Below are 24,032 nucleotides of genomic sequence, written 5' to 3'. Positions count from 1 at the left end.
CTTCGGATGTAGACAGGCTTAAATGTGGGAGGGGGCAAGCCCCTCCCACATTTGATCTTTGTCACCTCGGGATTTGTATCCACCCAATGATTTTTACAGAACAAAACAGCAGGTGACGTCATGACCGCAACTCAACCCCTGGAACTGCTTGCGCCCTTGTCGGGTGTGCTGCTGGCACTGGACAAGGTCCCCGACCCGGTGTTCTCCAGCCGCCTGATCGGCGACGGCCTGTGCATCGATCCCACCTCGCCGACCCTCTGCGCGCCATTGACCGGGGTGATCAGCAATATCCAGGAGAGTGGCCATGCGGTGAGCATTACCGACGACAACGGCGTCCAGGTGCTGCTGCATATCGGCCTGGACACCGTGAACCTGGCGGGCAAGGGCTTCAGCCGATTGGTCGAGGAAGGCCAGCGGGTGGTGGCCGGGCAGCCGCTGATCGAGTTCGATGCCGACTACGTAGCGCTCAACGCCCGCAGCCTGCTGACCTTGATGCTGGTGGTCAGCGGCGAGCCGTTTGCGCTACTGGCGCCGGCCAGCGGCCTGGTCGCGGTGGGCCAGCCGCTGTTGCGCCTGTCTCCAGGTGAGGCGGCAGAAACAGTGGACGAGGAGGAGGGCGATGCACTGTTCTCCAAGCCGCTGACGTTGCCCAATACCAACGGTTTGCACGCGCGCCCGGCGGCGGTGTTTGCCCAGGCGGCGAAGGGGTTCAACGCCAGCATCTACTTGCACAAGCAAACCCAGAGCGCCAACGCCAAGTCGCTGGTGGCGATCATGGCGCTGCAAACCGTGCAGGGCGACACCTTGCAGGTGAGCGCGGCGGGAGAGGATGCCGCCGCGGCGATCAAGGCGTTGGTGGCGCTGTTGGCCGAGGGTTGCGGCGAGACCGTCGCGGCTCCGGTCGAGGACGTAGAGCCGCGTGTGCCGCTGTCGTCCGCGAGCGTGCTGCGGGGCGTGTGTGCGTCGCCGGGCTCGGCGTTTGGTCAGGTGGTCCAGGTGGCGGAGCCGACGCTGAGCATCCCCGAAGCGGGGGGCGGCGCAGCACTCGAACGCACGGCGTTGGAGCGTGGCCTGCTGGCTGCAACCGAGGCCTTGCAAGCGCTGCAAGCCAAGGCGGTCGGCAGTGCCCAGGCGCAGATCTTCCGCGCCCATCAGGAACTGCTCGAAGACCCGACCCTGCTGGAACATGCGCACGGCCTGCTGGCCGACGGCAAAAGCGCCGCCTTTGCCTGGAACAACGCCACGCTCGCCACCGCCAAACTGTTCCAGGGCCTGGGCAATGCCCTGCTCGCCGAGCGCGCGGCGGACTTGGCCGACGTCGGCCAGCGCGTGCTGAAACTGCTCCTCGGCATTCAGGATTGCGCCAGGGAACTGCCTGAGCGCGCGATCCTGATCGCGGAGCAACTGACGCCGTCGCAAACCGCCAGCCTCGATACGCACAAGGTGCTCGGGTTTGTCACCGTCGGCGGCGGTGCGACCAGCCACGTCGCGATCCTTGCCCGGGCGCTGGGGCTGCCGGCGATTTGCGGGGTGCCGCCGCAGGTGTTGGCGCTGGCCAACGGTCAACAGGTGCTGCTGGATGCCGACAAGGGCGAACTGCACCTGAACCCGGATCTGGCCGAGATCGAGCAATTGCAGGCCGCTCGCCGGGAGCAAGTGCTGCGGCGCCAACGCGACGTCGCGCAGGCGTGCCTGGCGGCCATCACTCGCGATGGTCATCACGTCGAAGTCACGGCCAACGTCGCGTCGCTTCAGGAGGTCGAGCAATCCCTGAGCCTGGGCGGCGAAGGCGTGGGCCTGCTGCGTTCGGAGTTCCTCTACCTGGACCGCCATCGCGCACCGAGCCCCGAGGAGCAGGCCTGCACCTACAGCGCCATCGCCCGCGCGCTGGGCCCGGAGCGCAACCTGGTGGTGCGCACGTTGGACGTCGGCGGTGACAAACCGTTGGCTTATGTGCCGATGGACGCCGAGATCAACCCGTTCCTGGGCCTGCGCGGTATTCGCCTGTGCCTGGAGCGCCCCGAATTGCTGCGCGAACAGTTCCGCGCAATCCTCGCCAGTGCCGGGCTGACGCGGCTGCATATCATGCTGCCGATGATCAGCCTGCTCTCGGAGCTGCACCTGGCGCGCAAGATTCTTGAAGAGGAAGCATCGGCCCTTGGGCTTACGGCGCTGCCGAAGTTGGGCATCATGATCGAGGTGCCGTCTGCGGCGTTGATGGCGGACGTATTCGCGCCCCATGTGGACTTCTTCTCCATCGGCACCAACGACCTGACCCAATACACCCTGGCGATGGACCGCGACCACCCACGCCTGGCCAGCCAGGCCGACAGCTTTCACCCGGCGGTGCTGCGCCTGATCGCTACCACCGTCAAGGCCGCCCATGCCCACGGCAAGTGGGTCGGCGTGTGTGGGGCGCTGGCGTCTGAAACGTTGGCGGTGCCGGTGTTGATCGGGCTGGGGGTGGACGAACTGTCGGTCAGCGTGCCGCTGATCCCGTCCATCAAGGCCACCGTGCGCGAGCTGGACCTGGCGGACTGCCAGATCATCGCCCGTCAGGTGCTGGGCCTGGAAGAAGCCGCGCAAGTACGCGAGGCCTTGCGCCTGTACCACGCGGCCACCGTTGAAACCTCACCTGTCGTGGAGCACTGAGCATGTTCGAGAAATTGCAGCGGGCGTTCTGGAAAGCCCTGACCCCGGACTTGATCGCCGAGACCGTCGCGGCGCCTGTGCCAGCGGGGGAGAACCTGTTGTCCGCCGATGTGCTGAATGCCCTCGGTGGCGCCGATAACCTCAAGTCGCAACAACGCGTGGCGCTGACGCGAGTGCGCGTGCAACTGCTGGATGCGGCGCGGGTGGATGCGGCGGCGTTAAAAGCGGCGGGAGTGTCGGGAGTGATGGTGTTGGCGGGTGGGGTCGTGCATCTGATCAGCGGCCTCCAAGGCCAGTAGCGATTCAAATGTGGGAGGGGGCTTGCTCCCGATGGCGGTGGGTCAGTTATAGACAAGCTGACTGACACACTGCTATCGGGGGCAAGCCCCCTCCCACATTGGGCGGTGGTGTTACAGCTGCGGGTTCTCTTCCGGCGGTTTGGTCTTGTTGACTCCAGGCACATGCAGGTTGCCTTCGACCACTTGGTTGCCTTCCAGCTGTGGCTGGGTCACCCAGGTCAGGATGTCGTAGTAGCGCCGGATGTTCGCCACAAAATGCACCGGCTCGCCGCCCCGGGCATAGCCGTAGCGGGTCTTGCTGTACCACTGCTTCTGCGACAGGCGTGGCAGCATCTTTTTCACGTCCAGCCACTTGTTCGGGTTCAGGCCGTCCTTCTGCGCCAGCTTGCGTGCGTCGTCCAGATGCCCGGTGCCCACGTTATAAGCCGCCAGGGCAAACCAGGTGCGATCTGGCTCGGCGATATCGTCGTCCAACTCATCCTTGATCTTGGCCAGGTACTTGGCGCCGCCCATGATGCTTTGCTTGGCGTCCAGGCGGTTGGATACGCCCATCGCCTGGGCGGTGTTCTGGGTCAGCATCATCAGGCCGCGCACGCCGGTCTTGGAGGTGACCGTGGGTTGCCAGAGTGATTCCTGATAGCCAATGGCGGCCAACAGGCGCCAGTCGACCTTTTCTTCCTTGGCGTAGGCCTTGAAGTGTCTCTCGTACTTGGGCAGGCGCTGCTGCAAGTGCTGGGCGAAGGTGTAGGCGCCCATGTAGCCGAGCACGTCGACGTGCCCGTAGTAGCGATCTTTCAGGCGCTGCAAGGTGCCGTTCTTGCCGACCTTGTCCAGGTAGCTGTTGACCTCGTTGAGCAGGCTGTTGTCTTCGCCGGCGGCCACGGCCCAGCTCTGGTTGCTGGCGTTGCCGAGGTCGAACGCCACGCGCACGTTGGGGAAGTACACCTGGTTCATCGCCACTTCGTTGGAGTCCACCAGGGTCAGGTCGATCTGGCCCTCGTCGACCATGCGCAGCAGGTCGACCACCTCAACGGCGTCGGATTCTTCGTATTCGATCGCAGGATTCTGCTTTTTAAGCTCCGCCAGTTGTTCGGCGTGGGTGCTGCCCTTGAGCACCATGATCTTCTTGCCCGCCAGGTCCGCCGCGTTGGTGGGGCGCGACTGGCCGTTGCGGTAGATGATCTGCGGGGTGACTTCCAGGTACGAGTGGGAGAAGCGTACCTGCTGCTTGCGTCGCTCGCTGCTGACCAAACCGGCGGCGGCGAGCACCGGGCCGTTGGGTTTGCCGAGCTGGCCGAACAGGTCGTCGAGGTTGTCGGCGGTCTCGATTTCCAGTTTTACCCCCAGGTCGTCGGCAAAGCGCTTGACCAGTTCGTATTCGAAACCGGTTTCACCGTTGCGGTCCTGGAAATACGTGGCCGGGCTGTTCCGGGTAATCACCCGCAATACGCCATCCTCCTTGATTCGCTCGAGCGTGCTGGGTTTATCAACACAGGCGCTGAGCATCAGGAAGAGTCCGGTGGCGATGAGCCATTTGGCGCATCGCGGGCGTAAAGCAGTTGGGGAGAACATCTGCGCAGTATACGCAAACGGCCCACGGCGCCATATCTCGACAGCAGGGGACTTGTCTGCTAGCCGCCCTGAAACTGTGCTGCAGCCCGCAGAAACGTGGCCTGGCGAGCGATTATGACGGTTAAAATAACTGCGCCCAATGCCGTGGATAACGCCCCGATACCGTGCAAACCCTGCCAACTGACGTTCGGCAGCGGCCAGCGGTAGCGTTTCGGGTGCCGTTGACGACGGTTTACGCTAGAATGCACGGCCTCAAAGCACACCCCTTCCCGAGGCTGTCCCGAAGATGTTGATCCTGCGCGGCGCTCCTGCCCTTTCTGCCTTTCGCCACAGCAAACTCCTTGAGCAACTGAGCCAGAAGGTTCCAGCTGTTACAGGCCTGTATGCTGAATTTGCTCACTTCGCCGACGTGACTGGCGTCTTGACCGCCGACGAACAGCAAGTGCTGGCACGCCTTCTGAAGTACGGCCCAAGCGTTCCCGTTCAAGAGCCGACCGGCCGCTTGTTCCTGGTTCTGCCGCGGTTCGGCACCATCTCGCCCTGGTCGAGCAAGGCCAGCGATATCGCCCGCAACTGCGGCCTGGAAAAAATCCAGCGCCTGGAACGCGGTATTGCCTTCTATGTCGCGGGCCAGTTCAGCGATGCCGAGGCCGAGCTGATCGCCAGCAGCCTGCACGACCGCATGACCCAGATCATCGTCAGCCAGTTGGAACAGGCCGGCGCTCTGTTCAGTCACGCCGAGGCCAAGCCGCTGACCGCGGTTGACGTGCTCGGCGGTGGCCGCGCCGCCCTCGCGAAGGCCAACACCGAACTGGGCCTGGCCCTGGCCGAAGACGAGATCGATTATCTGGTCAACGCCTTCAACGGCTTGAAGCGCAACCCGCACGACATCGAACTGATGATGTTCGCCCAGGCCAACTCCGAGCACTGCCGTCACAAGATCTTCAACGCCAGTTGGGACATCGACGGCGAAAGCCAGGAAAAAAGCCTGTTCGGCATGATCAAGAACACCTACGTGATGCACAGCGAAGGCGTTCTGTCGGCTTATAAGGACAACGCCTCGGTCATCGTCGGCAGCGTCGCCGGTCGTTTCTTCCCGGACCCTGAAACCCGCCAGTACGGCGCGGTGCAGGAACCGGTACACATCCTGATGAAAGTCGAGACCCACAACCACCCGACCGCGATTGCCCCGTTCCCGGGCGCAGCCACCGGTTCCGGCGGTGAGATTCGCGACGAAGGTGCTACCGGCCGTGGCGCCAAGCCCAAGGCCGGGTTGACCGGTTTCACCGTGTCCAACCTGCAGATCCCGGGCTTCGTACAGCCGTGGGAAGTGCCCTACGGCAAGCCGGAGCGTATCGTCACCGCGCTGGACATCATGATCGAAGGCCCGCTGGGCGGCGCCGCGTTCAACAACGAATTCGGCCGTCCGGCGCTGACCGGTTATTTCCGTACCTTTGAGCAGTCGATCACCACCCCGCATGGCGACGAAGTGCGCGGTTACCACAAGCCGATCATGTTGGCCGGCGGCATGGGCAACATCCGTGAAGAACACGTCAAGAAAGGCGAGATCCTGGTCGGCTCCAAGCTGATCGTGCTCGGCGGCCCGGCGATGTTGATCGGCCTGGGCGGCGGCGCGGCTTCCTCCATGGCCACCGGCACCAGTTCGGCAGACCTGGACTTCGCTTCCGTACAGCGCGAAAACCCAGAGATGGAGCGCCGCTGCCAGGAAGTCATCGACCGTTGCTGGCAGTTGGGTGACAAGAACCCGATCAGCTTCATCCACGACGTCGGCGCCGGCGGTTTGTCCAACGCCTTCCCGGAACTGGTCAACGATGGCGAGCGTGGCGGCCGTTTCGAGTTGCGCAACATTCCAAACGACGAGCCGGGCATGGCCCCGCACGAAATCTGGAGCAACGAATCCCAGGAGCGCTACGTCCTGGCCGTCGGCCCTGCAGACTTCGCGCGCTTCCAGGCCATCTGCGAACGTGAGCGTTGCCCGTTTGCCGTGGTCGGCGAAGCCACTGCCGAGCCGCATCTGACCGTCACCGACAGCCACTTCGGCAACAGCCCGGTGGACATGCCGCTCGAGGTGCTGCTGGGCAAAGCCCCGCGCATGCACCGTTCGGCGGTACGTGAAGCCGAGCTGGGCGATGACTTCGACCCAAGCACGCTGGAATTGGCCGACAGCATCGAACGCGTGCTGCACCACCCGGCGGTCGCGAGCAAAAGTTTCCTGATCACCATCGGCGACCGCACCATCACCGGCCTGGTTGCCCGTGACCAAATGGTCGGCCCGTGGCAAGTGCCGGTGGCCGACGTTGCCGTCACCGCCACCAGCTTCGACGTCTACACCGGTGAAGCCATGGCCATGGGCGAGCGCACGCCGCTGGCCCTGCTGGACGCTCCGGCGTCGGGCCGCATGGCCATTGGTGAAACCCTCACCAACATCGCCGCGTCCCGTATCGGCAAGCTGTCCGACATCAAGTTGTCGGCCAACTGGATGTCCGCTGCCGGTCACCCCGGCGAAGACGCGCGCTTGTACGACACCGTCAAGGCTGTCGGCATGGAGCTGTGCCCGGAACTGGGGATCACCATTCCGGTGGGCAAGGACTCCATGTCCATGGCCACCCGTTGGAACGATGACGGCGTGGACAAGAGTGTCACCTCGCCGCTGTCGTTGATCGTCACCGGTTTCGCGCCGGTCACCGACATCCGCCAGACCCTGACCCCGCAACTGCGCATGGACAAGGGCACCACCGATCTGATCCTGATCGACCTGGGCCGTGGCCAGAACCGCATGGGCGCCTCGATCCTCGCGCAAACCCATGGCAAGCTCGGCAAACACGCGCCGGACGTCGACGACGCCGAAGACCTGAAAGCCTTCTTCGCGGTGATCCAGGGCCTCAACGCCGACGGCCACCTGCTGGCTTACCACGACCGTTCCGACGGTGGTCTGTTGACCAGCGTGGTCGAGATGGCCTTCGCCGGTCACTGCGGCTTGAACCTGGTGCTCGACAGCGTTGCCGAGGACGCCTCTGAACTCAACGGCATCCTGTTCAACGAAGAACTGGGTGCGGTGATCCAGGTGCGCCAGGACGCGACGCCAAACGTATTGGCACAGTTCAGCGCCGCCGGCCTGGGCGATTGCGTGGCCGTGATCGGCCAGCCGATCAACAACGGTCAGATCGACATCGTCTTCAACGGCGACACCGTGTTCGAAGGCCAGCGCCGTCTGCTGCAACGCCAGTGGGCCGAGACCAGCTACCAGATCCAGCGCCTGCGCGATAACGCCGACTGCGCCGAGCAGGAATTCGACGTGATCCTGGAAGAAGACAACCCGGGCCTGAGCACCAAGCTCAGCTTCGACGTCAACCAGGACATCGCCGCGCCGTACATCAAGAAAGGCATTCGCCCACAGGTTGCCGTACTGCGTGAGCAGGGCGTCAACGGCCAGGTGGAAATGGCGGCCGCATTCGACCGTGCCGGCTTCAATGCGATCGACGTGCACATGAGCGATATCCTCGCCGGTCGCGTCGACCTCAACGAGTTCAAAGGTCTGGTGGCCTGCGGCGGTTTCTCTTACGGCGACGTGCTGGGTGCCGGTGAAGGCTGGGCCAAGTCGGCCCTGTTCAACAGCCGTGCCCGCGACGCGTTCCAGGGCTTCTTCGAGCGCAACGACAGCTTCACCCTGGGTGTGTGCAACGGTTGCCAGATGATGTCCAACCTCCACGAACTGATCCCGGGCAGCGAGTTCTGGCCGCACTTCGTGCGTAACCGTTCCGAGCAGTTCGAAGCCCGTGTCGCCATGGTGCAGGTGCAGGAGTCCAACTCGATCTTCCTGCAAGGCATGGCCGGTTCGCGTATGCCAATCGCTATCGCCCACGGTGAAGGCCATGCCGAGTTCGCCAGCGAAGAAGCCTTGCTCGAAGCCGACGTGTCCGGCTGCGTGGCCATGCGTTTCGTCGACAACCACGGCAAGGTCACCGAAAGCTACCCGGCCAACCCGAACGGCTCGCCGCGCGGGATCACCGGCCTCACCAGCCGCGACGGTCGCGTCACTATCATGATGCCGCACCCGGAGCGTGTATTCCGTGCCGTGCAGAACTCGTGGCGCCCGGAAGAGTGGAACGAAGACGGCGCGTGGATGCGCATGTTCCGCAACGCTCGCGTGTGGGTGAACTAAGGCGGTGTACAAGCTCGCTTTCTTTGTGCCCGCGAGCCACGTGGAGACGGTGAAAGCCGCCGTCTTCGCAGCCGGCGGCGGGCGCATCGGCGACTACGACAGCTGCGCCTGGCAGGTGCTGGGCCAGGGCCAATTCCGCGCGTTGGACGGCAGCCAGCCGTTTCTCGGGCAAGTCGGCCAGGTTGAAGTGGTTGAAGAGTGGAAGGTTGAGCTGGTGGTGGCGGATGCGTTGATTGTGGCTGTTGTGGCTGCGTTGAAGCTGAGCCATCCCTATGAGACACCGGCGTATGAGGTATGGCAGTTGGCGGATTTTTGATTCGTTGATTGCATGAGCAAGAAACCCGCTGGGCCTGTTGGGTCAGTGGGTTTTTTGTTGTCTGGGAGGCCGCAATCGCGGGCAAGCCCCCTCCCACATTTGACCGCGTTGCCAGGTCAAATGTGGGAGGGGGCTTGCCCGCGATTGCGGCCAGAACAGCCACTACATCTCTTAAACCTTGACGCCGACCTCACGACCGCTGACCAGTCGCTCCAACGCTTCACTCAAGCCCGAGGCCTTGTCACCAATCAGCAAATGCCAAACACCGCTATCGAGCTGGCTTACACCCTGGCAACCGAGTGCAGTGAGCTGGTCTTCGGAGACCACCGAGTCATCCCCCAATTCCACCCGCAACCGGGTCATCGCCACCGCTTCCAACTGGCGCACATTTTCCCGGCCACCCAATGCATTCAGCCATTTCTCGGCTTCCCGCACATTCACCGCAACCAACTTATCCACAGGCGCAACCGTCACGGGCGCATTGGCTACAAACGACGGCATCGCCAACCGGATCTCATCGGCAATGCTGTCCGCCATCGGCCCGACCACTACCTGCAAGCTCCCACCGTTACCCGGCCGAACCACGGCCATCGCGCCGAGGGCTTTCAACTGTGCATCCACTGCTTTGTTGCGGTCGACCATGTCCAGCCGCAACCGCGTGGTGCAGGCCCCCACGCTGAGCAGGTTGTCCGCACCCCCCAACGCCTGGATGTAAGCCGTGGCGCGTTGGTTATCGCTCATCACTTCGGCCTGCGCCACCGGGATATCTTCGCGGCCCGGTGTCTTCAGTTGGAAGCGGCGGATGCAGTAGTTGAACACGCTGTAGTAGATCACTGCGTAAGCCAAGCCGACCGGGAGGACCAGCCAGCCATTGGTGGACTTGCCCCAGCCCAGCACCATGTCGATAAACCCACCGGAGAAGGTAAAGCCCAGGTGGATATCCAGCAGGTTAGTGACCGCCATCGACAGCCCGGTCAGCAACGCATGCAGCAGGTACAGGAACGGCGCGAGGAACATGAAGGCGAATTCGATCGGCTCAGTCACGCCGGTCAGGAATGAGGTCAGCGCCATCGACAGGAAAATCCCGCCCATCACTTTGCGTCGTTCCGGCAGGGCGTTGCGGTACATCGCCAGGCACGCGGCGGGCAGGCCGAACAGCATCACCGGGAACATGCCGGTCATGAACTGGCCGCCTTTCGGGTCGCCGGCGAAGTAGCGGGTCAGGTCGCCGGTCACCACCGCGCCGGTCAGCGGGTCGGTAAAGCTGCCGAACACGAACCACGCCATGTTGTTGAGGATATGGTGCAGGCCGGTGACGATCAGCAGGCGGTTGAACACGCCAAACACGAAGGCACCCAGGCTGCCGCTTTCCATCAGCAATACGCCGAAGCTGTTGATGCCGTGCTGGATCGGCGGCCAGATCAGGCCAAAGATCACGCCCAGGCCAACCGCGCTGAAGCCGGTGACAATCGGCACGAATCGCCGCCCGCCAAAGAACGCCAGGTACTCCGGCAGCTTGATGTCCTTGAAGCGGTTGTACAGCCCGCCCGCCATCAAACCGCTGGCGATCCCGGCGAGCATGCCCATGTTGATGGTCGAGTCCATCACCTTGAGCGTCGAGATCATCACCAGATAACCGATGGCCCCGGCCAAACCGGCCGTGCCGTTATTGTCGCGGGCAAAGCCCACGGCGATGCCGATGGCGAAGATCAGCGCGAGGTTGGCGAAGATCGCCTGCCCGGCGTCGTGCATCACCGCGATGTTGAGCAGGTCGGTGTCGCCCAGGCGCAGCAGGAGGCCGGCGATCGGCAGGATCGCGATCGGCAGCATCAGCGCACGGCCCAGGCGTTGCAGGCCTTCGATAAAGTGTTGATACATGGCGTGTCTCCCTTTTTCTTGTTGTTGTCAGCTCAGCGGCCAGTGGTGTTGACAGGCTTGGCGTACCGCCTTGGCGCTGCTCAGGTCGAGCAGGCCCAGGCTCAGTTGCCGGCATTGCGCCGCGTCCAGGTGGCGGACGCGGTCCTTGATTTCGCCGATCTGCGGCGGGCTGACCGACAGCTCGCTGACCCCCAGGCCGACCAACACCGGCGTCGCCAATGGGTCGGACGCCAGGGCGCCGCACACGCCGACCCAACGCCCGTGTTTGGCTGCGCCCGTGCAGGTCTGGGCGATCAACCGCAGCAGTGCCGGGTGCAGGGCATCGACCCGTGCGGCGAGGCCGGCGTGGTCGCGGTCCATGGCCAGGGTGTACTGGGACAGGTCATTGGTGCCGATGGACAAGAAGTCCGCATGTTCGGCCAGTTGTTCGGCCATCAGCGCAGCGGCGGGCACTTCGATCATCACCCCCAGTTCCGGACGCTGGGTCAGTTCCAACTCGACGCACAGTTCATCCAGGCGCTGGCGGATCTGCAGCAGTTCGTCGACTTCACTGACCATCGGCAGCAGGATGCGGCAGCGCGCCAGCGGGCTGACTTGCAGCAGTGCGCGCAGTTGCTGGTCGAGCACCTCGGGGCGCACCTGGGCCAGGCGAATGCCGCGCAGGCCCAGCACCGGGTTGGCCTCGACCGGCAGCGGCAGGTAGTCGAGCTGTTTGTCGCCGCCCACGTCGATGGTGCGGATGATCACCGACTTGTCGCCCATCGCGTCCAGCACGGCTTGATAGGCCTGGCGCTGTTCCTGTTCATCCGGCGCGGTGCGGCGGTCGACGAAGAGGAATTCGGTGCGCAGCAGGCCGATGCCATCGGCGCCGTTTTCAAACGCCACTTGGGCCTCGGCGCTGGAGGCGACATTGGCGGCGACTTCAATGGTCATGCCGTCGCGGGTGTTCGCCGGCAGTCGGGCCTGGGTCTGTTGCGCTTGGCGGCGCAGGTTCTGCGTGTCGCGAATCCGGTGGACTTCGGCGTGGCGCGCGTCGCTGGGTGCCAGTTCCAGGCGACCGTTGGCCGCGTCGAGTACCACGCGTTGGCCTTGGGGCACATCGAGCACTTCGGCGCCCAGCGCCACCACGCACGGCAAACCTTTACCCCGGGCCAGGATCGCGACATGGGAGGTGGCGCCGCCCTCGGCCATGCAGATGCCGGCGGCCTGTTGCGCGCTCAGTTGCAGCAGGTCCGAGGGCGTCAGTTCATGGGCGCTGACAATCGCCCCGGCGGGCAACTCGAGGTGCCACGCTTCACCCAGCAGCGCCCGCAGTACGCGTTGTTGCAGGTCGCGCAGGTCGTTGGAGCGTTCGGCCAACAGCGGCTTGCCCAGGCCCAGCAACACCGCGCATTGCGCCTGGATCGCATCGCGCCAGGCGTGGGTGGCGGCGCTGCCGTGTTCGATGGCGTGGGTGGCGGCGTCCAGCAGGGCCGGGTCTTCCAGCAAGGCGAGGTGGGCGGCAAAGATGTCTTCTTCTTCGACATTTTTGCGTTGGCGGGCGAGGTCCAGGGTGCTGCGGATTTCGCCGCGCACGTGTTCAAGGGCCGCATCCAGCCGTTGCAGTTGTTCGTCGGCGCAGTGATTGCCGGGATCGGCCGGTAACTCAATGCCGTTCAGGCGGAACAGCGGCCCGCAGACCAAGCCCGGCGCCGCGCAGACGCCTTGCAATACACCGGCTTCGGTCGGCGTGCGACGGGGTGCGACGGCCGCCGGCGCGGGAGGTTCGTCGCTGATCGCTACCGACAGCGCGGCGACCAGTGCCTGCACTGCCGCCGTACAATCCTTGCCACGGCTGGTGACGCGGACCTCGTCGCCTTCGCCGATGCCCAGCCCCATCAGGCCAATCAGGCTGTCGCACGCTGCCGACTTGCCGGCGAAATGCAACTGCGTCTGGCTGCTGAACGCCTGGGCGGTCTTGCGGATCAATGCTGCCGGACGCGCATGCAAGCCGCCGCGGTGGGTGATGCGCACGCTGGCGCTGACTTGCGCGACGGAGTTATCCACAGCTGTTTGCGGCGCTACGCAGGAACGCAGCGCCACGCGCGCCAGCGGTTCACCGCGCTTGACCGAATGGAGCGCCAGCGGTGTCAGTTCGAAGCGCTCGCTGTTGGTGAGAATGATCAGGCTGACCAGGCTTTTGCACTGGCGCGCAATCCGGTCCAGATCGAACTGTATCAGCGCCTGGCCCTTGCTCACCCGTGCGCCGTTCTTCACCAGCAGGGCGAACCCTTCGCCGTTCAACTCCACGGTGTCGATGCCCACATGCATCAACAGCTCAGCACCGTTCTGCGCGCGAAGCGTCAGCGCATGCCCGGTGCGCGCGACATGGATGATCTCGCCGTCGCACGGTGCGTACAGGCTATCGTTCAGCGGATCGATGGCCAGGCCGTCACCCATGGCGCCGCTGGCGAACACCTCGTCGGGGACGTTACCCAGGGCCAGCACCGGGCCGCTTAAGGGCGCGCTGAGGGTCAATTCATTATTGTTGTTGGACATGGGCACGGTACTCATCAGGAAATCGCGGTACGCCACTCAGTGGGTGCGGGTCACTTTGCTCAGGTGGCGCGGCTGGTCAGGGTTCATGCCGCGTGCGAGCGCCAGGCCGGCGGCCATGACATAGAAACTCTGGATGGCCAGAATCGGGTCCAGGCTCGGGTGTTCGGCGCAGCTCAGGGTCAGGTCGCGTTCGGTGATATCGTCCGGCGCGGCGAGCAACACGCGGGCGCCGCGTTGGCGCATATCGGCGGCCAGGCTCAATAGCCCGGCTTGCTCGGCGCCGCGTGGGGCGAAGATCAGCAGCGGGTAGTTGGCGTCGATCAAGGCCATCGGCCCATGACGCACCTCGGCGCTGCTGAAGGCTTCGGCCTGGATCGCCGAGGTTTCCTTGAGCTTGAGCGCGGCTTCCTGGGCGATGGCAAACCCGGCGCCACGGCCGATCACCATCAACTGCTGGCAGTCGCGCAGGGCGTCGATGGCTTGCGTCCAGTCCTGCTTGGCTGCTTCGCGCAGGCCCTCGGGCAACGTACGGCAGGCGTGCAGCAGGTCGGCTTCCTGGTTCCAGTGGCCGATCAACAGCGCGCTGGCGCTGAGGGTCGCGATAAAGCTCTTGGTCGCGGCCACACTGAGTTCCGGGCCGGCGCACAGCGGCACGTGGAATTCGCAGGCGGCTTCCAGGGGCGAATCTTCGGCATTCACCAGCGAAATGCTCAAGGCACCGCGTTTGCGCAGCAGGCGCAGGCTGTCGACCAGGTCCGGGCTCTGGCCCGACTGAGAGAAGCCGAACGCGACCTGGCCGCTGACCTGCAACGGTGCTTGCAGCAGGGTCACCACCGACATCGGCAACGACGCCACCGGAACGCCCACGTGCTGCATGGCCAGGTAGGCGAAGTAGCTCGCGGCGTGGTCGGAACTGCCACGGGCGATGGTCATCGCCACTTGCGGCGGCTGGCGACGCAGGCGGCCGGCGATGTCTTGCAGGCGCGGGTCCAGGCGTTGCAATTGCGTGGCTACGGCGTCACAGGAGGCGAGGGCCTCTTCAAGCATTTTTGAGGACAATGGTTTCTCCTTCGACCATGACGTCGGTGAGGTGCAGGGAGCGGTCCAGGCGCACACAGTCGGCAAAGCTGCCGGGTTGCAGGCGGCCGCGTTCTTCCAGGCCCAGGTAGTCCGCCGGAAATTGCGACAGGCGTTGTGAGGCTTCGCTGATGGGCAGGCCAATCTTCACCAGGTTGCGCAGCGCCTGATCCATGGTCAGGGTGCTGCCGGCCAGGGTGCCGTCGGCCAGGCGCACGCCGCCCAGGCATTTGGTCACGGTGTGGCTGCCTAGCTTGTATTCGCCGTCGGGCATGCCGGCGGCGGCGGTGGAGTCGGTGACGCAGTACAGGCACGGGATCGCGCGCAGGGCCACGCGCATGGCGCCGGGGTGTACGTGGAGCAGATCCGGGATCAATTCCGCGTACTGCGCGTGGGCCAGCGCCGCGCCGACGATGCCGGGCTCGCGGTGATGCAGCGGGCTCATGGCATTGTACAAATGGGTGAAGCTGGTGGCGCCGGCGGCGAGGGCGGCGACGCCTTCTTCATAGCTGCCCAGGGTGTGGCCGATCTGCATGCGCACGCCGCGTGTACTGAGGGCGCGGATCAGGGCGTCATGCCCGGCGATTTCCGGGGCGATGGTGATCACCCGGATCGGCGCCAGGCGCAGGTAGGTTTCCACTTCTTCCATCAATGCGGTGTGGGCGAAGTTGGGTTGTGCGCCGAGTTTGCCGGGATTGATGTAGGGCCCTTCCAGGTGCACGCCAAGGACCCGGGCGCTGCCGCTCAGGCGCTGCTCGCAGAAACTGCCGAGCTGGCCGAGCACGTTGGAGATCTCATCCACCGGCGCGGTCATGGTGGTGGCCAGCAGCGAGGTGGTGCCGAAGCGCACGTGGGTGCGGGTGATGGTTTCGAAGGCGTCGGCCCCTTCCATGATGTCTTTGCCGCCGCCGCCGTGGACGTGCAGGTCGATAAACCCCGGCAGCAGGTAGGGCAAGTCGTTGTCGGCCGGGTTGCAAGGCGCGCCTTCGATGGCGATCACTTTGCCGTGCTCGTGCGCGAGGTGGCCGCGAATCCAGCCATGGGGCGTGAGGATATTGTCTTCGGACATGGGCAGTTCTCTGAGGCCGCGGTGCGCGGCAAAGGCCTATCGCCGCAGTTCTGCGACAAAGTCGTAGTAGTCGTTGCGACAGTAGGTGTCGGTGATTTCGATCGGGGTGTTGTCGGCGGTGTAGCCGACGCGGGTCATCAGCAGCATGGCGGTGCCGGGGGCGATGCCGACCAGTGCGGCGAACTCGTCCGAGGCGTTGATCGCCTGGATATGCTGCAGGGCGCGCACGATGGGTTTGCCGATGCCCTCCAGGTACTCGTAGAGGGAGTGGCCGATGGCCTGCGGTTGCGGCAGCACCGAGGCGGGCATGGCGGTCATTTCGATTGCCATCACCGTGTCGTCGGCTTTGCGCAGGCGTTTGAGGCGCGTCACCTTGTCGGTCGGCGACAGGCCCAGGCGGATCAGTTCTTCATGGGTCGGCGCGCTGATGTCGCGTTCCAGCCACTGGGAGCTGGGCACAAACCCCTTGAGTCGCAGCATCTCGCTGAACCCTGACAGGCGCGACAGCGGCTGTTCCAGCCGAGGGGTGATAAAGGTGCCGGAGCCTTGGCTGCGACGGATCAGGCCTTGGGCAAGCAAGACTTCCAGGGCTTTGCGGGCGGTGACGCGCGAAAGGCTCAACTGCTCGCTGAGGGCGCGTTCCGACGGCAGGGCCTGTTCGGATTTCCACTGGCCGGCGTGGATCGCCGCTTCCAGGTTGCGGGCCAGTTGCAGGTACAGCGGCGTGGATTGCTTGTCGTCGGGACGCAGCGTCAGGATGGGGTTCATCTGTCAGGTTTCCGATGCGGTTATTAGAGTGTTGTCGCCCGGTATTGGTCGGAAACTAATACCACTTAAATACCATGTCAATGCTGCCAAAACGCTGTAAGTCCAGGTTTCAGGGCGTCTTAACGGTGCTTGGCATCAAGTGGTATTAGAGAGGTCTTTAAGGCGCGCAGAGCTGCGCGGCCTGCGGGGTGAATTGGTATTCACCGGCAGGCGCTGCCGAGGGCGGGAAACTTTTTTTAGTTAATTGACCGAGGGGCGAGGGTTACGGGCGGATCTCGATCAGGGTGCCGTCTTTGACCAGGTTCCAGACTTCGCGCATGTCGACGTTACGCATGCCGATGCAGCCGTCGGTCCAGTCCAGGGTGTGGAACCACTGCTCCGGGTACTCCGCGCTGTCGGGCGTGCCGTGGATCATGATCATGCTGCCGGGGTTCACGCCCTGGCGGCGGGCACGGGCGGAATCGCTGATATTGGGGTAGGAGATATGCATGGACAGGTTGTAGCGGTCGCTGGTTTTGCGCCAGTCGATCCAGTACAAGCCTTCCGGCGTGCGGCGGTCGCCTTCGAACAGCTTGGTGCCCTTGGGGTTTTTGCCCAGGGAGATACGGTAGGTCTTGAGGGGTTTGCCGTCGTTGATCAGTTGCAACTGATGGGCGGACTTGAGCACCAGAATTTTTTCGACCGTTTTGCCGCCCAGGGTTTCCAGGGTGGTGGCTGAGGACAACGTGGCGAACGACAGGCAGAGCAGAGCAAGCAACCAACGCATTAAAACGATTTCCCTTGGACGACGATCTGCCGGTTTGTTATTGGGCGGGCTGGGACAGCGGCGGCACAGCTTCGTTGCGCACCGGGAACGACCGTAGGCGACGGTCGGCGAAGAAGTATTCTAAGGTACGCCCGACCGTGCGGAAAGCCAGCTCGGACCAAGGGATGTCGGCCTCATCGAACAGTCGCACTTCCAGGCTTTCGGGGCCTGCGGCGAAGTCCAGGTCAATCAGCTCGGCGCGGTAGAAGACATGCACCTGGCTGATATGCGGCACGTCGATCAGGGTGTAGAGGTTCAGGTTGCGTACATGGGCGCAGGCTTCTTCCATGGTCTCGCGCATGGCGGCCTGTTCCATGGTCTCGCCGTTCTCCATGAAGCCGGCGGGCAGGGTCCAGTAACCCCGGCGGGGCTCGATGGCGCGGCGGCACAGCAGTACTTGATCGCCCCACACCGGCACCGTGCCGGCGACGATATTGGGATTCTGGTAGTGAATGGTCTGACAATTATCGCAGACAAAACGCAGACGTGCGTCGCCTTCGGGAATGCGTTGGGTGACCGGTTTACCGCACTGGCTGCAGAAATTCATGCTGGGGTTCCTGGAAAGTCTGCCTATCTTGGCGTGGGCGGCAAGGCCCTGCAAGTTGTCGTTTCGCGACAGCCCTCAGGTTTTGGGGTTGGGCGCCCGCGCGCTTTGGTGCATGATGCAAGGTAGCCAACAGATCGAGATGACTCATGCTGGACGAGCTACTTCGCCGGGTAAGCAATCACACACCGCAACAGCTTGAGACCGACGGGCGTTTCCCCGAGGCCGCCGTGCTGGTGCCGATTACCCGCAGTGACGAACCCGAGCTGATCCTGACGCTGCGCGCCAGCGGCCTGTCCACCCACGGTGGCGAAGTGGCCTTTCCCGGCGGGCGCCGCGACCCCGAAGACCCGGACCTGATCTTCACCGCCCTGCGCGAAGCCGAAGAGGAAATCGGCCTGCCGCCGGGCCTGGTTGAGGTGATCGGCCCGTTGAGCCCGTTGATTTCCCTGCATGGCATTCGGGTCACGCCCTACGTTGGTGTCATCCCGGACTACGTCGAATACCTGGCCAACGACGCCGAAATCGCCGCCGTCTTCAGCGTGCCCCTGGAGTTTTTTCGCCAGGATCCGCGCGAGCATACGCACCGCATCGATTACCAGGGCCGCAGTTGGTATGTGCCGAGCTATCGGTTCGGCGAATACAAAATCTGGGGTTTGACGGCAATCATGATCGTCGAGTTGATCAATCTGCTTTATGACGATGCCGACATCAGCCTGCACCAGCCGCCCAAGAGCTTCATCCATCTATAAGCCATCGTTTAAATGGCCAGCCGTGAGGACACATCATGAAATACCGCCTGGGCGACGCCCGCGTCGAGACGCATCCACACAGCTGGGTGGCGCCGAATGCCACGTTGGTGGGCAAGGTCAAGCTGGAGGAGGGCGCCAATGTCTGGTTCAACGCGGTGTTGCGTGGCGACAACGAACTGATCCTGATCGGCAAGAACAGCAATGTGCAGGACGGCAGCGTGATGCACACCGACATGGGTTACCCGCTGACCCTGGGCACCGGTGTGACCATCGGCCATAACGCCATGCTGCATGGCTGCACCGTCGGCGATTACAGCCTGATCGGCATCAATGCGGTGATCCTCAACGGCGCGAAGATCGGCAAGTACTGCATCATCGGCGCCAATTCGCTGATCGGCGAAGGCAAGGACATTCCCGATGGCTCCCTGGTCATGGGCTCGCCGGGCAAAGTGGTGCGCGAATTGACCGAGGCGCAGAAGAAGATGCTCGAGGCCAGCGCTGCGCACTATGTGCATAACGCCCAGCGTTATGCGCGGGATCTGGCTGAGCAGGAAGAATGAACCCGTCAGAACGCCCTGTCGCCTCGCCGTGCGTGAACATTTGCGCGCTGGATGACGACGATATTTGCATCGGCTGCCAGCGTAGCGTGGCAGAAATCACGCGCTGGAGCCGCATGGACAACGCCGAGCGCCGGGTGGTGCTGGGGGTGTGTCATGAGCGGGCGGTGGCGGGTGGGTTGGTGTGGGTGATGCCTAAGAGTTCCGGTGCCTGATCGACTGCCATCGGGGGCAAGCCCCCTCCCACACTTAACCGCATTTAATCTGTAGGAACGCGGTCAAAATGTGGGAGGGGGCTTGCCCCCGATGGGTCCCTCCCAGACGACATCCCTGTAATTGTGTACCCTGTGCGGCATTACCCACAGGTCCATCCCCTCATGCTCTTCCTGATCGCCTACATCAGCAGCGTCGTGCTGATCAACTTCGCCTTCTCCACCGCGCCGCACCTGGATGTCATCTGGTCCGCCTGGGGCGGTCTGGTATTCATCCTGCGCGATATGGTGCAAACCCGCTTCGGCCACGGCGCGATCCTCGCCATGCTGGCGGCGCTGGTGCTGTCGTATATCACCTCCGACCCGTCCATCGCCCTGGCCAGCGCCACTGCGTTCGCGGTGTCCGAGTGCATCGACTGGCTGGTGTTCAGCATTACCAAGCGCCCGCTCCACGATCGCCTGTGGATAAGTTCGGCGCTGAGCATTCCCCTCGATACTTTTATCTTTTTCGGCTTGATCGGCGCCCTCACGCCCGCCGTGGTGGGCACCGCCCTGGCGTCGAAATTCGCCGGGGTCACGGCGGTCTGGCTGATCATGGCCTGGCGTATCCGCAAACGGGCCGTCGCCAACTGAAGCCAATCTGCACAGTTCATGTAAAATGCCGGCCTTTCTCCCCATGATCCGCTCCCCTGAGGACCTGAGATGACCCGAATCGGAACTCCATTGTCGCCAACCGCGACCCGCGTTTTGCTGTGTGGCTGCGGTGAGCTGGGCAAGGAAGTGGTAATCGAGCTGCAACGCCTGGGCGTTGAAGTGATTGCCGTGGATCGCTATGCCAACGCGCCGGCCATGCAGGTTGCCCATCGCAGCCATGTGATCAACATGCTCGACGGCGCCGCCCTGCGTGCGGTGATCGAAGCGGAAAAACCGCACTTCATCGTGCCGGAAATCGAAGCCATCGCCACCGCCACCCTGGTGGAGCTGGAGGCCGAAGGCTTCACCGTGATCCCGACCGCGCGCGCCGCATCGCTGACCATGAACCGCGAAGGCATCCGTCGCCTGGCCGCTGAAGAGCTGGACCTGCCGACCTCGCCGTATCATTTCGCCGATACCTTCGAAGACTACAGCAAGGCCGTGCAAGACCTGGGCTTCCCGTGCGTGGTCAAGCCGGTGATGAGCTCGTCGGGCAAGGGCCAGAGCCTGCTGCGCAGTGCCGACGACGTGCAGAAAGCCTGGGATTACGCTCAGGAAGGCGGGCGTGCCGGGAAGGGCCGGGTGATCATCGAAGGCTTTATCGACTTCGACTACGAAATCACCCTGCTGACCGTGCGCCACATCGGCGGCACGACCTTCTGCGCGCCGGTCGGCCATCGTCAGGAGAAGGGCGATTACCAGGAATCCTGGCAGCCTCAGGCCATGAGCCCGATTGCCCTGGCAGAATCCGAGCGCGTGGCCAAGGCCGTGACTGAATCCTTGGGTGGCCGTGGCCTGTTTGGCGTGGAGTTGTTCATTAAGGGCGATCAGGTGTGGTTCAGCGAAGTGTCGCCACGCCCGCATGACACCGGTTTGGTCACCTTGATTTCCCAGGACCTGTCGCAGTTCGCCCTGCACGCGCGCGCCATCCTGGGCCTGCCGATCCCGTTGATCCGGCAGTTCGGGCCGTCGGCGTCGGCGGTGATCCTGGTGGAAGGGCAATCGACCCAGACCGCTTTCGCCAACCTCGGCGCGGCCTTGAGCGAGCCGGACACGGCGTTGCGTCTGTTCGGCAAGCCAGAAGTGAATGGCCAGCGCCGTATGGGCGTGGCATTGGCGCGGGATGAGTCGATTGAAGCGGCTCGCGCCAAGGCGACCCGTGCGGCTCAGGCGGTTGTTGTAGAGCTCTAAAAGCATCGGGGGCAAGCCCCCTCCCACATGTGACCGCGTTCAAGCTGTAGGAACGTGGTCGAGTGTAGGAGGGGGCTTGCCCCCGATAGCGATCTATCAGGCAACCTTGTTCAAATCGTTATCCCGCGTTTCTTTCAGGCACAGCACCGCAATCAAGCTCAGCAACGCTGCCGCCGACACATACCCGCCGACATAACTCAGCCCACCCATCGCCACCAGCTTGGTCGCGAAGAACGGTGCCGCCGACGCGCCGACGATCCCGCCCAGGTTATACGCCGCCGAAGCGCCGGTATAACGCACGCGGGTCGGGAACAGTTCCGGCAGCAACGCACCCATCGGGGCGAAGGTCACGCCCATCAGGAACAGCTCCAGGGCCAGGAATAGCGCCACCGCCCAGGTCGAACCTTGGGTCAGCAACGGCTCCATGGTGAAACCCGACAGAATGGCCAGCACTGCACCGACTATCAGCACCGGTTTGCGTCCGAATCGATCGCTGGCCAAGGCTGCCAGCGGCGTCGCCAGGCCCATGAACAACACGGCAAAACACAGCAACCCGAGGAATGTCTCGCGGCTGTAGCCCAAGGTCGACACGCCGTAGCTCAAGGAAAATGCCGTGGTGATATAGAACAGCGCATAGCACACCACCATCGACGCGGCGCCCAGCAGCACTGGCATCCAATGCTGGCTGAACAGCTCGACCAACGGCACTTTTACCGGCGCTTCTTTCGCCACGGCATTGGCGAATACCGGGGTTTCATGCAGCTTCAGCCGCGCATACAGGCCGACCATCACCAGTGCGGCGCTGAGGATGAACGGGATGCGCCAGCCCCAACTGCGGAACTGCTCGTCGTTCAGGTTCATGGCCAGGATCAGGAACAGGCCGTTGGCCGCCAGGAAGCCAATCGAAGGACCGAGTTGCGGGAACATGCCGAACCACGCGCGTTTGCCCTTCGGCGCGTTCTCGGTGGCGAGCAACGCCGCACCGCCCCATTCCCCGCCCAGCCCCAGGCCCTGGCCGAAACGCAGCACGCACAACAGAATCGGGGCCCAGGCGCCGATGCTGTCATACCCCGGCAGCAAGCCGATCAGCGTGGTACACACCCCCATCAGCAGCAGCGAAGCCACCAGCGTCGACTTGCGGCCGATGCGGTCGCCAAAGTGGCCGAACAGCGCCGAACCCAGCGGGCGGGCGATGAACGCGATGCCAAAGGTCAGGAACGACGCGAGCATCTGCGCGGTGCCGGAGGTCTGCGGGAAGAACACGGGGCCGATCACCAGCGCGGCCGCAGTGGCATAGATATAGAAATCGTAGAACTCAATGGCGGTGCCGACGATGCTTGCGGTGGCGACGCGGGCGGTCGAGTTGGTCGGGGCGGCGGTCGCAGCCTCGTTATAGGTGGTGCTCATGGCGGTATCCCTGACGGTCAGTGCGCGTTTGGACGCGGATTATTATTGGTCGAACACCCCAGGATCAGGGTTGTGAGCGGAGCGGCTCGGGATGGGAGCGAACGCCGGTCAGACATGGCAAGGCGGTGCCTGGACGCGCTCGGTGCGGGTAGCACGCGGTCGGGCGGGGCTTGGGTAAGCCGACCCGATTATAGGAAGGGGGTTGCGCATCCAACAAGGGGGTGAATCCGATCTACTGCACACAGTTTGAAGTGTGTTGCGTCAGAGGAGTTACGCGGCGACCGGCACGCGACTGGTGTGCCAGATCAGTACCTTGCTCACCCGGTTGTCCTCGGTCTCGAGGATTTCCAGGCGGTAGCGGCCGATTTTCAGGCACACCGCGCAATCGGGAATGGTTTCCAGCGCTTCGGTCACCAGGCCATTGAGGGTCTTGGGGCCGTCGCAGGGCAGGTGCCAGCCCAGGCTCTTGTTCAATTCGCGGATCGAGGCGGCGCCGTCGATGATATAGCGGCCGTCCGGTTGCGCTTCGATATGCGGGTTGTCAGCACTCTGTTCGCTTTCGAATTCGCCGACGATTTCTTCAAGAATGTCTTCCAGGGTGACGATGCCCAGCACTTCGCCGTACTCGTCCACCACCATGCCCAGGCGCCGCTGCTGCTTGTGGAAGTTCAGCAACTGCAGTTGCAGGGGCGTGCTTTCCGGGACGAAGTAGGGTTCGTAGCAGGCGGCGAGCAAGCTCTCCTTGGTCAGGCTGGCATCCAGCAACAGGTGCTGGATCAGCCGGGTGTTGAGCACGGCTTCGACCTGGTTGATGTCGCTGTGGAACACCGGCAGGCGGGTGCGCTGGGAACTGCGCAGTTGCTCGATGATCGCGTCGAGCGAGTCGTCCAGGTTAATGCCGTCCACTTCGCTGCGTGGCACCAGGATGTCGTTGACGGTGATGTTGTCCAGCGCGTGGATGCCGGGCATGCCGGGCGTGCGACTTTCATCGGCCTCGGGTTCGGGTTCGTCATCATGCTCGGGCTGCGGTTCGTCGCTTTTTTTCACCACGCCGGGCGTGCGTGCGAAGGGGCGCAGCAACAGCAGGCTGATGCCATTGAGCAGCCAGGCGAGGGGATAAAGGATTTTCAGCGGCACGCCCAGCAGGGCATTGCCGAAGCCCAGCACCGCTTCCGGATGGCGGGTGGCCAGGGCGCGGGGTAGGTAATCGGCCAGCACCAGCAGGATGCTGCAGGAGACCAGCCAGCCAAGCCACGCGCCGTTTTGCGCCCAGGCGTAGATCGCCAGCAGGGTACAGAGGATCACCACGCCGGCACGGCACAGGGTGTTGCAGAGGATCATGCTGTGGCGTGGGAAGTTCAGGCGGGCGGCGGCCTTGTCGCCCTGGCGTGTACCGGGGCGCAGGGCCAGCAGGTGCTGTTGCGCGGCTTCGATGGCGGTAAACAGCGCCGCCCACAAAACCAGCAAGGCGATTACCGCGAGCATCGGCCCTAAGGGCAAGTTATCCATGATCGCTGCC

Annotated in this window: 19 protein-coding genes; 9 read left to right on the top strand and 10 right to left on the bottom strand. The window is 63.7% G+C overall.

The genetic code is table 11. The features are described from left to right. The first annotated feature begins 120 nt into the window (after positions 1-120). Both ptsP (MOQ67_RS25940) and MOQ67_RS25935 read left to right on the top strand, forming a co-directional pair. Positions 121-2,652, top strand: coding sequence for a phosphoenolpyruvate--protein phosphotransferase (gene ptsP / locus MOQ67_RS25940; RefSeq protein WP_448675703.1), 2,532 nt, complete (start codon positions 121-123; stop codon positions 2,650-2,652). A 2-nt stretch (positions 2,653-2,654) separates the two neighbouring features. Then, on the top strand, positions 2,655-2,951 hold the full coding sequence (locus MOQ67_RS25935; protein ID WP_448675702.1) for a PTS transporter subunit EIIB: 297 nt from the start codon (positions 2,655-2,657) through the stop codon (positions 2,949-2,951). Positions 2,952-3,062: 111 nt separating this feature from the next. Here the strand turns inward: MOQ67_RS25935 and mltF are convergent, their stop codons facing one another. After that, positions 3,063-4,523, bottom strand: coding sequence for a membrane-bound lytic murein transglycosylase MltF (gene mltF, locus MOQ67_RS25930; protein WP_253398671.1), 1,461 nt, complete (start codon positions 4,521-4,523; stop codon positions 3,063-3,065). Between the two features lie 286 nt (positions 4,524-4,809). Here mltF and purL point away from each other — a divergent pair, with 286 nt between their 5' ends. Both purL and MOQ67_RS25920 read left to right on the top strand, forming a co-directional pair. Further along, positions 4,810-8,706, top strand: coding sequence for a phosphoribosylformylglycinamidine synthase (gene purL, locus MOQ67_RS25925; protein ID WP_321848904.1), 3,897 nt, complete (start codon positions 4,810-4,812; stop codon positions 8,704-8,706). Between the two features lie 4 nt (positions 8,707-8,710). Continuing rightward, positions 8,711-9,022, top strand: a complete 312-nt coding sequence (locus tag MOQ67_RS25920; protein ID WP_253398662.1) for an NGG1p interacting factor NIF3 — start codon at positions 8,711-8,713, stop codon at positions 9,020-9,022. A 171-nt stretch (positions 9,023-9,193) separates the two neighbouring features. On the opposite strand, the gene nagE is transcribed toward MOQ67_RS25920, so the two are convergent. The 7 genes from nagE to MOQ67_RS25885 form a co-directional block, all read right to left on the bottom strand. After that, positions 9,194-10,900 carry an N-acetylglucosamine-specific PTS transporter subunit IIBC gene (nagE, locus tag MOQ67_RS25915; RefSeq protein ID WP_448675701.1) on the bottom strand — a complete coding sequence of 569 codons (1,707 nt, stop codon included), beginning with the start codon at positions 10,898-10,900 and terminating at the stop codon, positions 9,194-9,196. Between the two features lie 27 nt (positions 10,901-10,927). Further along, on the bottom strand, positions 10,928-13,438 hold the full coding sequence (ptsP, locus tag MOQ67_RS25910; RefSeq protein WP_448675700.1) for a phosphoenolpyruvate--protein phosphotransferase: 2,511 nt from the start codon (positions 13,436-13,438) through the stop codon (positions 10,928-10,930). A gap of 36 nt (positions 13,439-13,474) precedes the next feature. Then, the gene (locus MOQ67_RS25905; protein ID WP_448675961.1) at positions 13,475-14,485 is read right to left on the bottom strand and encodes an SIS domain-containing protein; all 1,011 of its coding nucleotides are present in this window, start codon (positions 14,483-14,485) and stop codon (positions 13,475-13,477) included. Beyond that, complete coding sequence (gene nagA, locus MOQ67_RS25900; RefSeq protein WP_448675699.1) at positions 14,478-15,584, bottom strand: N-acetylglucosamine-6-phosphate deacetylase; 1,107 nt, start codon at positions 15,582-15,584, stop codon at positions 14,478-14,480. The genes MOQ67_RS25905 and nagA overlap by 8 nt, the downstream gene beginning before the upstream one ends. 36 nt (positions 15,585-15,620) lie before the next feature. Then, entirely contained in the window at positions 15,621-16,352 is a 732-nt protein-coding gene (locus MOQ67_RS25895; RefSeq protein ID WP_247405475.1) for a GntR family transcriptional regulator, read from the bottom strand. A 262-nt stretch (positions 16,353-16,614) separates the two neighbouring features. Continuing rightward, the gene (locus MOQ67_RS25890) at positions 16,615-17,118 is read right to left on the bottom strand and encodes a L,D-transpeptidase family protein (protein ID WP_253398647.1); all 504 of its coding nucleotides are present in this window, start codon (positions 17,116-17,118) and stop codon (positions 16,615-16,617) included. A gap of 37 nt (positions 17,119-17,155) precedes the next feature. Next, on the bottom strand, positions 17,156-17,704 hold the full coding sequence (locus tag MOQ67_RS25885) for an NUDIX hydrolase (RefSeq protein ID WP_253398645.1): 549 nt from the start codon (positions 17,702-17,704) through the stop codon (positions 17,156-17,158). A 146-nt stretch (positions 17,705-17,850) separates the two neighbouring features. Here MOQ67_RS25885 and MOQ67_RS25880 point away from each other — a divergent pair, with 146 nt between their 5' ends. The 5 genes from MOQ67_RS25880 (at position 17,851) to purT (ending at position 21,106) form a co-directional block, all read left to right on the top strand. Beyond that, complete coding sequence (locus MOQ67_RS25880; protein WP_253398643.1) at positions 17,851-18,453, top strand: CoA pyrophosphatase; 603 nt, start codon at positions 17,851-17,853, stop codon at positions 18,451-18,453. A gap of 35 nt (positions 18,454-18,488) precedes the next feature. Then, the gene (locus MOQ67_RS25875; RefSeq protein ID WP_247405462.1) at positions 18,489-19,013 is read left to right on the top strand and encodes a gamma carbonic anhydrase family protein; all 525 of its coding nucleotides are present in this window, start codon (positions 18,489-18,491) and stop codon (positions 19,011-19,013) included. Then, positions 19,010-19,225: a DUF1289 domain-containing protein gene (locus MOQ67_RS25870; protein WP_253398633.1), complete on the top strand. Its 216-nt coding sequence runs from the start codon at positions 19,010-19,012 to the stop codon at positions 19,223-19,225. Before MOQ67_RS25875 ends, MOQ67_RS25870 begins: the two co-directional genes overlap by 4 nt. A gap of 162 nt (positions 19,226-19,387) precedes the next feature. Further along, on the top strand, positions 19,388-19,855 hold the full coding sequence (locus MOQ67_RS25865; RefSeq protein WP_253398631.1) for a VUT family protein: 468 nt from the start codon (positions 19,388-19,390) through the stop codon (positions 19,853-19,855). 69 nt (positions 19,856-19,924) lie between these two features. Next, on the top strand, positions 19,925-21,106 hold the full coding sequence (gene purT, locus MOQ67_RS25860; RefSeq protein ID WP_026139924.1) for a formate-dependent phosphoribosylglycinamide formyltransferase: 1,182 nt from the start codon (positions 19,925-19,927) through the stop codon (positions 21,104-21,106). A gap of 96 nt (positions 21,107-21,202) precedes the next feature. On the opposite strand, the gene MOQ67_RS25855 is transcribed toward purT, so the two are convergent. After that, positions 21,203-22,513 carry an MFS transporter gene (locus tag MOQ67_RS25855; protein ID WP_448675698.1) on the bottom strand — a complete coding sequence of 437 codons (1,311 nt, stop codon included), beginning with the start codon at positions 22,511-22,513 and terminating at the stop codon, positions 21,203-21,205. 270 nt (positions 22,514-22,783) lie between these two features. Beyond that, a complete protein-coding gene (locus MOQ67_RS25850; protein WP_253398625.1) occupies positions 22,784-24,022 on the bottom strand; it encodes a transporter associated domain-containing protein in 1,239 nt (412 codons plus the stop codon). Between the last annotated feature and the right edge of the window lie 10 nt (positions 24,023-24,032).

The sequence above is a fragment of the Pseudomonas sp. LY-1 genome (assembly GCF_053502595.1).
Note: the sequence above shows the minus strand (reverse complement) of the source record. Positions and strands in the feature narration are given on the sequence as shown.